This is a genomic window from Vibrio tubiashii (genome assembly GCF_028551255.1).
In the GTDB taxonomy this organism is placed as follows: domain Bacteria; phylum Pseudomonadota; class Gammaproteobacteria; order Enterobacterales; family Vibrionaceae; genus Vibrio; species Vibrio tubiashii_B.
On record NZ_CP117029.1, the window covers coordinates 1,456,515 to 1,468,148 of the forward strand.

The 11,634-nt window shown below is 43.9% G+C and carries 8 protein-coding genes; all 8 read right to left on the reverse strand.

Translation table 11 applies throughout. The features are described 5' to 3' along the window. From tssM to LYZ37_RS06690, 8 genes are read right to left on the reverse strand one after another with little or no spacing between them, the layout of a single operon-like run. Complete coding sequence (tssM, locus tag LYZ37_RS06655) at positions 1 to 3,375, reverse strand: type VI secretion system membrane subunit TssM (RefSeq protein WP_272786998.1); 3,375 nt, start codon at positions 3,373 to 3,375, stop codon at positions 1 to 3. Between the two features lie 2 nt (positions 3,376 to 3,377). Beyond that, positions 3,378 to 4,577 carry a type IVB secretion system protein IcmH/DotU gene (gene icmH / locus LYZ37_RS06660; protein WP_272786999.1) on the reverse strand — a complete coding sequence of 400 codons (1,200 nt, stop codon included), beginning with the start codon at positions 4,575 to 4,577 and terminating at the stop codon, positions 3,378 to 3,380. A gap of 4 nt (positions 4,578 to 4,581) precedes the next feature. Then, entirely contained in the window at positions 4,582 to 5,913 is a 1,332-nt protein-coding gene (gene tssK, locus LYZ37_RS06665; RefSeq protein ID WP_272787000.1) for a type VI secretion system baseplate subunit TssK, read from the reverse strand. Between the two features lie 20 nt (positions 5,914 to 5,933). Continuing rightward, positions 5,934 to 6,416, reverse strand: a complete 483-nt coding sequence (gene tssJ, locus LYZ37_RS06670; RefSeq protein ID WP_272787001.1) for a type VI secretion system lipoprotein TssJ — start codon at positions 6,414 to 6,416, stop codon at positions 5,934 to 5,936. Beyond that, positions 6,416 to 7,360, reverse strand: coding sequence for an FHA domain-containing protein (locus LYZ37_RS06675; RefSeq protein ID WP_272787002.1), 945 nt, complete (start codon positions 7,358 to 7,360; stop codon positions 6,416 to 6,418). Before LYZ37_RS06675 ends, tssJ begins: the two co-directional genes overlap by 1 nt. A 3-nt stretch (positions 7,361 to 7,363) precedes the next feature. Beyond that, positions 7,364 to 8,086: a transporter substrate-binding domain-containing protein gene (locus tag LYZ37_RS06680; protein ID WP_272787003.1), complete on the reverse strand. Its 723-nt coding sequence runs from the start codon at positions 8,084 to 8,086 to the stop codon at positions 7,364 to 7,366. Further along, positions 8,074 to 9,081, reverse strand: a complete 1,008-nt coding sequence (locus tag LYZ37_RS06685; protein ID WP_272787004.1) for an ABC transporter substrate binding protein — start codon at positions 9,079 to 9,081, stop codon at positions 8,074 to 8,076. The genes LYZ37_RS06680 and LYZ37_RS06685 overlap by 13 nt, the downstream gene beginning before the upstream one ends. Next, entirely contained in the window at positions 9,078 to 11,621 is a 2,544-nt protein-coding gene (locus tag LYZ37_RS06690) for an MFS transporter (RefSeq protein WP_272787005.1), read from the reverse strand. The genes LYZ37_RS06685 and LYZ37_RS06690 overlap by 4 nt, the downstream gene beginning before the upstream one ends. Between the last annotated feature and the right edge of the window lie 13 nt (positions 11,622 to 11,634).

An 11,634-nucleotide genomic window follows, 5' to 3' on the forward strand; every position in this document is an offset into this window, starting at 1 on the left:
TTAAATGCTGGCTGGAAGCGAGAAAGCAGAGAAGAAGTTTGGAACAAATGGGTTATTTTGCCCTTGCGTCTTAATGCTTAATTCAACCTGACTCTCGTCATACACAAACTTCACAGTAGTATCTTGAGAGGTTGTCGATACTACTCTTGGTTCAATCAACTTGAACCAAGCCCAGCTTCCGGTGAACTTCTCATCGGCTACCTGCGTTTCTTGCGCTTGTAGTTTGAATCCTATCGAGTCTTTGTCCACGTCTTTTGCTGACCATGTCTGCTTGCTCCATAGCCTTGGGCCGTGCTGATAGCTAAACAGAGACTTCTCAGCAATGATAGAGAACTGAGTCAGGTTCGAGCTCATCTCCATCGCTTTTAGCTGGAATTGAAGCGTTAGGTTTTGCGGATCTTGTAAGAACAGCGCATTGCGAATGTCCGTCGCTTTGCTAATCATCTGCCAAACGTTAGGGTCAAGTGCCAACCCTGAGTTCGGTAGCAGCCCCGGCAAGAACGGAGAGCGTTCATCGGTAGAGAAACCTTTTAGCTTGCTCTGGTAGAACTTATCCAATACACCATTACTCTTAAAGAAAGAGGCGACATCGCTCGTTGTTGCATCCACTGAAGCGGTTTTGTTAAATGGATAGTAGGCTGCAATCGTATCTTGATAGGTTTGGAATACCTCGCTTTGCCAAGCCGTGTTGAGATAACCATGTGCCAGTAACATCACCATTTCATTTGCCTGCGTAGTCACGCCACTAATGATGTCGAGTGATAGTTGCGGCTGTTTCTCAGTTTGTTTTGCGACAAAGGAAACTGGGTTACTCACCTTTAGCTCTGCGGTTAGGGTTGAGAAAGCAAGCTCTTGAGGTTTGTCTGAAGAGTAAAACTTCTCTAGATACGTCTCCATTTCTGTAAATTGACTAAGAAGTGTATCTATTGCTTTTGTTCCCTGATCATTAGCTTCTACTTGCTGGTGGTAAGGCATAAAGGCAATGTAAATCTGGCGAGCAGACTCTTTCTTATCGGCATCTTGAGCCGGTGGTTGTGCTTCGCCTTCTTTGGCTTTTGGCACCTCAATTTCGACTGACGTGTATTTGCTGATCGTGCCATACAGCTGAGCCAATGGGTTATTTGATGCCGTCGTAAGCACAGACAGTGTTGCCTTCAGTGAATCAGCACTATCAACGTTATTCGCTTGAATATGAGCGGTAAAATCTCGCCAGTAATTGATGTAGTCGTTTTGATACATCTGCTTAAGATCTCGACTAATACGGTAGAGCTCTAGCGCACTTGGCGAGCTACCAGCCACCCCTTCATATGCTTGCAATGCTTCAGTCAGAACAGGTGAACCGACAGAAAGATCCAGCTCATTAAAGCCTGATGGCGTATACAAGTAGGGTACCAAGTAACCGACATAGTTTGGCGAGAAACTGAGCAGTTGAGAGAAGTTTGATCCTAACTCTTGACGCACATCGACACGCTTAGAGTAGGTTGGCGAGTTTAAGATATGCTCGTAAAGCAGAGTCTCAACCCCAGTTTGATTGATGACTTTCTTGGCTAACTTCTCAAGATCGAAATTGGCTTTAGTGGGAACTAAATCTTGGGCGAAGACGTCATCAAGCAAAATCTTGAGCTGAGCAAGGTTTACGCTGTCTGCTTCGCCTTGGTCAGTCAACGATGACATAAAGTAGCTTTTTAGCTCTTCAATGTTGGTACGCTTAGGGTCGAACAGTAAGCGATAGTTGTTCAATAAAGATAAGGTCTTAGCTTGATCTTCAAGGTTTACGTAGACAAACAGATCTTTTTCTAAGGTGTTTTCCATCGAAGGAATAAGAACACGGGCTAGCTCGTCGAAATAAGCGGCTTCCACTTCCTTCTTAATGCTTGAACTAGGCATGAAGGGCAGGGTGTACCAAGGGTCTGGTTGAAGGTAGAGCGCGTAGATACGGTTGAGAGAATACAAGTTCGGAATATTGTCCGCCATGTTCTCAATATCGTAAGGTGACGCAGCGATCGCCTCTTTGTAGCGCTCTAACATGTTATCGGCACGTGTTTCACGCGCATTTTGGTAATCAAAATCTAACTTAATGATCGCTAAGATGGCAATTAGGAGCACGGCACAAAACACAGTGTAAGCACCTTGCCAGAATATCAGCATATTCTCTTTGCGTCGGTTAACGCCGACAAGCTCATTTTCATTCAACACTACGTGGTTCATGATGTGCTGAGCAAACAGAGTTTGGGTGACGGGGATTTGCTGGTGCTGTTGGAACTTCTCGTTGCCCAATGACTCATTCACGACATTGGCCAGCAGATCATATTGCTTTTCACCTGAGCCGCTATGAGTGAAATAAAATCCACGGAAGTTGAGACCATTACTTAGCTGATCACCTCGATATAGCCTTTGTAAGAAATGCCACAGACTTTGCTTTAGCAAACCAAACTGGTAAGGCGCTGCACAGATAGAGTTACGATATTCTTGATTGAGCTGGGAGGAAAGCGCGCTGCTGGTGTTAGCAATTAATTGGCTGATTAAATGGTCATACTCTTCGTGATACCAATCTGCGTCGATCCCACCATTTTTAAGAACCGGAGACGTTGCACCAAAGACATCGTTGCGTTTGGCTTCATCAAATGCAGAAAAGAACTGACAGAAATCGTTCACCTGACCCATGTTGGTGATCAGGTTATATACAGGCAGATTCAGGCCGAATGTGTCATTGAAGGTTTTAATAGTCGATTTAACGTCATCAGCTCGTTGAGTAAGTTTCTCTTGGTTGCCGAGTAGTGTAGCGATTTCGGTCGTCAACAATAATCCGTTTATAGCCTGACGTGGACGCCATTTATTGAGGCTATCCGAGAGGGTTTTCAGATACTGAGGTTGTTGATCTTCACCCATGCTAATGGAGATAAGAATAGAGTGTTCACTTAGCCAGAATAGAATCGGAAATTCGATGTCATTGCCGAAATCATCAACCTTGTACGCCTCGTATCCCATCTGTGTAATGATGCTCTTATCTTTACATGGGTCGTCGCTCAATAATAGGTAGATAGGTTGGTCATAACGACTGTTAAGCCTTTTCTTGCGCTTTTGTACACCAATCATGCGTTTAAAGTGCAAAGCCAACAGCTTACTTCGTTTCTGGATCAGCAATCTTTGTTGATCGGGTGTTTTACTTGCTCCGCCTTTACGTCGCATCAACCAGTAAGTGAGTAAACCGATAACGAGACCAGTGATGAATGATACGATACCACCGATAATAAGTTTCTCTGGATAGAGCCACCAGGTTAAGGCACCACCTATCAGCATGACAAGCAAAGTAAGCAGTATAGACCAGACAAGACTACGCTTTGTTGAATTCTGTGTGGGTTTAGCGTCACTCATCGTTATTGTGCCTCTTTATCGTTTTTATTGTCGTTTTGCGTGTTTCTCACGATGATGGGTGTGAGCTGATCTTTTTCTACATACCAACTCTTAATTTCTCTTGCTTGTTCAGAGGACTCACTTCGAACAATGACGCGGAAGTAGGAATCAAACTCGTCAACAACCGCCTCATACTTTGATGGCGCGAGCGTAGAAACAAAGTTTTCAGCATTTTTCTGCGAAGAGAACGTTGCTAATTGAACCAACCAAGAGGAATGGCTGGTACCTAAATTAGGCGGTGGTGGAGCGTCCACTAGCTCAACTTTACTGGCTCGTTGGGGCATGGTTTCCAAGTCAGCGTCATCACTGATAAAGACAATATCATTCACTTGGCCTGACATTACATAGCGAGCGCTGAAGTCCGGTAAGTTGTTAAAGTCGCGAGCTCGTTGCGAATGCGTTTTGTTGTACCAAAAATAGGTCAGGGCAATGCTGGTAAAGATCAGGCATAAGAAGAAAACTGTAGTGATAAAGTAGCGTTTACGACGAGTTGGCTTACGAACTTTAGGTAGTTTAATTCGAGTACGGCAATGGATCGCGCTAGTTTGTCGATACTGGCTAATCAGTTGCTCTAACTGATGTATGAAGGATTTAAGTTGGTCATTTCCTGTCTCTCGGTACTGACCTTTAAATCCAATGTTTAGGAAAATGTAGATGATCTCAAGTAGGTCAATCATCTTGTGCGGCTGTCTGAGTGCTTTATCAGCGACAGTAAAGAACAGCTCACCACCATTTCGCATACCGAAAAGTTCGCTCAGCAGGGTTTTGTTTTCCCAGCCTCGCAACTCACCCCATTCGCTGTAAATAATCAGTTCGTCTAAGACGACCGCGTAGAGGAAGCAGAGTTTATCAATGACTGCGACTGGGTAGGAAAGCTCAGCGCCTTTTGTTTTGATGTCATTAATCCCGTCAACTAGTTGATGACGTAAAGTAGTGACATCTTCCGGCTCGGGAAGCGTAGAGACTTTTAATGTGATCGCTAGTAGCTCACTGCTTATGTTGAGTAGCTGGTTCTCTGCTTTATCAAAATAGTGCAGAAATTCACTGCGACCTCGGCTCGCATCAACAGAGATCCATGAACTGTCGCTGACATCGTCTTCTTTAGCGACAAACTCGGACTCTTTTGCATCCCAGACTAGGGTTTCTTCATCCAAATAGTCCATAGCATTATCTCAGGGCATATAGCATAACTTCGAGGTCTGCGATTCGAGTATCGACATGGAGAGCAATCGCATCGCGGTTTTCGAGCATTTCTAACCACATACGATCGGCAGTGTCGACTTCAAAGTAAGACACCCCTTGCATCGGTTTAAGTTCACTTGGTGCAACGGGTAACGGTGACAGCGCAATACCCGATAGGCCGTTTCGTACGATCTCAACAATGCGCGCGTTGTTACTTAACTTGGCAGCGATAGGGAACAGCTCATTGAGCTCAGCACTGCTAATGGTCGATTTAACAGAGAGGACAAATCGACGATTCGACACGCTTGCGGTGTCTTTGATTAAGGTTCTGAGCAATCGACGACGTTCGAACAAAGAGCTATCCCAAGCAAACTCTAGAACTGAGTCTTGTTGAACCAGCGTGAGCATATTGCGCAGAGAGGCGAATAAAGGATTAAAGCTCTCGTAAAGCTTGTGGTACTGCAATGGCAAACATGGCTCCGGAATCGCTGGAGTTAAAGCCATGATCTGAGCTTCGAATTTACGCAGCTCACCGTATACTTGGTGTGTTTGCAGCTTTGGATTGCTAATAGAGAGATCAAACCACGGCAGCCAACTGTTCAAGGTTTGCAACCACAAGTAATCTTGCATCATTGATTGCGGGCTTTTTTGCCCTTGGCCAGCTTGAATTCTCTGCAATAGGGTAGTTGCGCGATTGGCAGTAAGGGCATGTATTTCTTTTAAACGCTCAAGTAGCAATTGAGAGGCACCGTAGTGCAGGCATGCTGGAATAAATGCGCGGTCAAGAATCACTTCACCTGCTTCTGTGCATTCTAAAATCTTGGCGACAGGTATAAGCGTAAAGCCAGAGGTATCTTCACCTTCCAACTTAATAGAAATATTCAGATGCGCGACATCTATCTCAACGCTCGCATTTTCTGATGTTGATGTGTCAAATACGTTGATAGAGCGAGATAGGTAACGGCCTTGATCCGATTGCTCTTGCCCGTAGTCATTATTACCTTGCAAAGAGATAGGTAGTGCCAAGTAGACCACAGTTTCAATGCTGCCTTGGATAACATCTCGGGCAACCTCGTGCTTCATTTCAAACTGAGTACCGTCAGGAAACACACCTGCGCTACTGGCGATGGAAAGCTTACCGATTTTTAATAATTCGTGATTGATGGTGAGTTCTGTCACACCATAAAAGGGAGCAAATCCAGCAAGAGTCTCAACGTTCTGACGAACATAGTTCTGTACGTAGCGATCCTGTTGCTGAAAATGTTGTGGGGCAATAAACATGCCTTCTTGCCAAACTACTTTTTTAAACGCGTCCACGTTAATTCCCTATATACTGACTAAAATACTTGCCACCAGCTGGATTCAGGTGTGACTATTTCTAACGAGGCTTTTGCCCCTTGTATGTTGAGCTGAAGATATTGATCTGCTTGTACTGGCAAAGTGGAAAATGCCTTGGTTTCACTGTTTTGGTAGTCAACAAACTCGACTAAAACAGCAACGTATTGGGTTGTTTTGTTAATATCTAATACCTGCTCAGTGCTTGTGTCTGGAAGTATTACCGGCAACACTTGTTTTGACACTAGGTTCGCGCTTAGCAGCTGAACGTCATTTGAATACAGATCGATAAACGGTACTTGTTTGAACATCTGTACGTCGGTTAATTGATACAATCTAACAACGACAGGGTTTGCTGTGTTTGAATCAGACGGATTCATTGTTGCATCCGACTTAATTGTTAAGTTGTATTGAGAAACGACAGGGACTGGATCAGAAGAACATCCAGCTAACAACAGCACTGCCGCTAAATACCACTTCCTCATCAACCTTCCTCTCGCTGTTTCTGCATATTTTCCAAAAACAAAGCTTTGAACTGGCGACGAAAGTCTCCATTTTGTTGTCTGTGCTGGAAGTGCTTACGATAGATCTTCCAATATTTTTTCTCTTTGTTGCTGAACAGTCCGCCAGACAGGTACTCGCTAAACTGATTTTCAAGTTCTTTAGGAGCGAACTCATTTAAAAACTGATCAACGGTTTTTTCTAATGCATCAAACAAGGCATCATGGTGAAGCATTGGGTTTTGCAAATATTGTTGGTTTTTCTCAGATAGCGTAAGTAGCTTCTCAATAGACGCTTCCAACTGAGTATTGTTGCTTGGTGTATCGACAGGCAGATACTCTAGATCGGTAGACTGTTCGAACGTCTTTGTTTGTGCCACTTCGTCCACTTCGACATGAGCAGCGATTTCGTCGCTATCTAGATCTTCAAATGGGTCTGAGGCAAAAGGGTCATCGCTTAGAACATTTTTATGCGAAAACGAAGCGCCGTTTTGTTTTTGCTGTGGTGCTTCTGTTTGTTCTAAGAACTCAGTTTCGTCATCGTTAAGATTTAACTCAAATGGTTGAGAGAGAAAGTCGTCATCGTCTTGTTGAGGTACCTCAGCACTTGAGGAAACAAGAGTAGAAACAAGCATGGTGTAGTTTTCTACTTTTATGATGTCTCCGTCATTGAGTGGGTATTCTTTATCTCTCACCATGACTTTGTCGTTTAATGAAGCGCAATTTTGACCACGACTAATCAATACATAGCCTCGGTCGGTTAGGCGGACTTCGCCATGAGTACGGGAAATACGTTTGCTTTGGTCGGGTAAACAGATATCACACGCAGGGGCACGACCAAGAGTGCCTCCTGATTCTGGAAGATACACAACTCTTGAGGCTACAACCTCTTCAGTGGGTACAGAAATCAAATGGATACTGACGGCCACTAGTTACCTCTCACACTTAGATACGGCTGCATTGAATGCAGACAAGAAACCAGAATACTTAGTTAGGAAACGATTTGAAAAATAGACGCCCATCGGTTTAGTTTCGAGGACTTGATACTGGAAAAAATCGCTCGGTAAACCTGCTTCATCTAGCTCGCTTTTGAAGACCAAATCATCTTCTAAAGCAATGTCAATTTCCCTTTGTTTTAAAAGCTTTAGTAATACTTTAGCATCTCTAGGCTGTTTGACTACGTTATAGCCGTTACGTTTTAGCCAAAACCACTTATTCGACCCAAATTTAGCCGAGAATTTAAGGTTAAGCTTTGACAACTCGTCTATTTTAGGCTCGACACCGGGGCCGAAATACCACATTAGTTTTTGTTCTGCGATAGGTGCCGAAAGTGTGGCGTATTCATCTCGCTCATCAGTTTGGGTAGCAACAAAGAAACCGTGTTGCGCGCCACTGTGTACGCGTAGTTGCGCATCAGACCAACTGGTCATTGTAAGTTGGTATGGTTGGCCCATTTTTCCAAGGATGCATTTTACTTTATCTAGAGCTATACCCTGCATTTGTCCGTGCTTGTACTCTTGGTAAGGCGCCCACTCTTGAGTGGTTAACAGTAATCGAGCAGGTCCAATGCTAGTTAGTGCGAAAGCATGGGTGCTGCTAAGCAGTCCCATCATAATCATTAGGCAGAAAGCAAAACATGGCATCATTCTGACCATTCATTTCCTCCAATTAACTCGGAAATTTTTAAAATTGAAACAGGGGGATAATAATCCAAAGTGCGTGCAGCACCCACATTGACAATGTATGAATACTGGCTAAGTGGCTCAATAGGCAAATCTTGAGCTTTACGTTTATTGCTCAATATTTGCTCTGCTTTGTGTCCGGCAAATTCACCAACGTTATAATAACGGCTAACTATACCAAATAGCGCGTTATGATTGCGAATAGGGGATTCAGTTGCTGAAAAAGTAGCTATTCCCTGGGCGTGAAGGCTATCTACGATGCCTTTCCCTTGGCTGATGATGTAGGAATCGGGTGGTAAATAAGCAAGCTGGACCTTATCTTCAAGCATGGTTTCGATCACTTTCGAGAGTGAGCTTAGGTCTGGTTTACCATCTTTAGTTCGAAGAGGATACAAGTAGACGTCCATACCGAACTTCGTAGACAGCATTTGAATCTTACGTGCGGTAATCACCGCGTTGTTTTCCAACGGATTGAACACGATGCCCATTGTCGAAATATTGGGCAATTTTTGAATCGCGTTAAATTGAACCTTGTGGGGCACAATATGACTTACACCAGTAAAATTACGATGCTGAGAATTGTCATCTGAAATTATTTTTGAACCCACAGGGTCGGTCACGATACTAAATACCACAGGGGTATTGCTGTGCTGTCTAAATGACGTTGGTTTGTCTTCTGTTCCTAAGAGTGAGAGGGTCGTCGTAGTGCCGAATGTATAAACAAGGTCTGCATCGTAAGAGTCTATGTTATTAATATAATTAGACAATGTCTCTCTGTCTCTTTTGGCGTCAAGCAAGGTGTAGCTGACGGGCATTTTACTAGAAAGGTATTCCATAAAGCCTTTTTCAGCATCAGTGACACCTCGCCATAAGATCATGACAACATGCTTTTTCTCTGCTGCGAATGCCAACGTTGGTACTGAGAACTGCGTGACCAAGGTGATCAAAACTAAGATTAAAACTCTCATTTTGCTACCTCTAGTTGTCTATCTTTTTTAGTAAAGAATGCGTAGAAACCCACCAACACCGTAGAGCTGATAAACAGCGTGATGCCAAACAGTATGATGGTGTCTTGGAAACCAAATAGGCTCAGGCACAAGCCTGCTAACATAGGCCCTGCGATGTTTCCGATGCGCTCGGTAAGCCGGAAAATACCGATTGTTTTTCCTTTATCGATTCCTTCGTTGGCCAGTAAGTCCATGACCAACGGAATCTGCGGTGAGACACTGATGCCGTGTGCGATACCAATCAGAATCACGATCATCAATAGCCCCATAGTACCTGGCAGGAAGACTATGTTAACTAAGGCTAACGCTGAAAGTAGACCACCAAATACGATGAACTTAATCTTGTTATCCCAACGGTCTACGAGGAAAGCACTCAATGGTGAAATGACAATAATCGCGATGCCGTAACTCATCATGACACGACCCGACACTGCACTGCTTTCACCTAAATACTGTAAATAAACAGGGCAGATGTAATAAAGGAAGCCGGTGAGAACGACCTTGGCTGGTATCGCACTGAAAAAAGTGATCAGCGAGAAGTATTTATTGCTGAGCAAGACTTTAAAGTCATTGAGGCGAACCGGCTTACTTTGAGCGTTTGGACTGCCGTGACTGAAAAAGCTCATAACAAATAAAACGCTTATCAAGGCTAAGACAGACGCGAGCATAAAGGTCACGCTATAGCCAAGCTTGTCCGCTAAGATGCCACCGATGGCCGCGCCACACAGCGAACCAGAGAAAAACGAAGATAAGAAGGTAGACATCCCTTTGGTACGGTTTTTGGTCGTCGTTGTATCAGTGATATACCCTTGGGCAGAAATGAAGACAATACCATAACCAACTGCCGTATAAGCTCTCGCAATAAGTAGCAGCTCAAGTGTTTGGCAAATAGCGGTAAGTGCGAGGCCAGTACTCGTAATTAAGCCTCCGACTATTAGCGACTTGCGACGGCCTACTTTATCTGACCAGTAGCCAGCGAAGGGGAGGGAGATTGCCCAACAGAACATAAACAGTGAGATAGGCAAACTAGTGACTAAGCTTTCAGGTATCCAGTCTTGCGAGCGAGATAAGCTGGCTACAAAGTTTGGGAAAAATGCCAATGAAGCCGCTTCGGCAAAAACCAACATAAACAACGGTAGTCGAATAAAGCGATAGTCTTGAAGGTTTTTTACCTTAAGCGCTTTGCTGGCATGTTGTCTCTGGATAATCGCGTTGATGCTATGAGTCACACGCCCTAGCTCATCTTTGGCGGAAATATGCGCAAGCCACAATGATGCACCAATTTTGGAATCCGTCAGTAACTGTTTGATCTGATGCCAAGGCTTAATGATCATGAAGTTGCAGACAAAAAGTATTATTTCGATCACTACAAGGGCAGACGCGATAAGCACCGTCAACATATCCATCAAGCTATCTTCGATAAGCTGGGGGATAATGTTCATGTCGGTGGTCATCTTAATCGATGTTAGTGAGTCTGGGTCGATTTCCAGATTTACCGAAGACGAATGGTCGTTGCCCGTAAAGTTATTCGGGTATTGGTACAAAGACGTTTCAGCCTGTTGAAGCTCAATAGAGAGCAGTTCTTTATGCTGGTTAAGATACTCAGCAAATTCGTCTTCAAGTCCATAGAGTCTATCTAAGGGGACCCCTTGGTTGAGCAGTCTTTGGATCATGCTGCTCAGTGTGTCACCAATGACGATGGACTTTTGTTCTAACTGAGTTTCGTAAGTGGTCGAAAACTTATCGAGAGCCTGATACGAACTACCCACATTAGACGTGATAGTCAGAACGATAGCCAGTGCAATAATCAGCAGCGGGAAATACTTATCACGAAAGCGCTGCCAACCATTTTTACCTTTTTTAGCAAAAAAGCGTTGATTGGCGTTTTCAATCAGTTCTTTGTCAGTCAGCTCTGGTTGTTCAAGTGTTTCTGAGATCCCTTTCAGCTTCTTTAACAAAAAGTCTAAGCCGGTGTATAAGGCAAAGTAGCCAATAACACAGGCAATCAACACCCACATTAGGGTGTCAAACAGTTGCTGCATAAGCAATTTATGCTTAATGCTGTCTAGATAGCCGCCTGAGTAGTAAAGCTGAAGCGCCCCTTCTTTGACATCAAAAGTGTTGGTAATGTCAGACGTAATCAGACGTTCGTTTTCTGTAGCTTGGCCAGCAGAGTAGAGGACGTCACCTTTAATGTTGACGACTTGCATTCGACTAATGCCATCGACCAATGAAAGGCGTCTCTCTAAAAGAGATTGAATGTTTGAAATAGAAGAAAGTGGCAGACCTAAGCTTATCGCCTGCTTAATATCGTGGTCGGTTTCGTTTAAGACGACTTGGTAAGTCGAATCACTCGTCTGGGTAAGTCGTTTTTCAAAATTTAGATAGTTTAATGTGCTGTTTAAGCCATTGGAAAACAGTAAGACGGCGAAAATCGCTAACACGAGTTTGACTCTTAACGAGAAAAACGTACGACGTGAAGTGACGTGGTTACTGCTCATACTTACTGCTTTC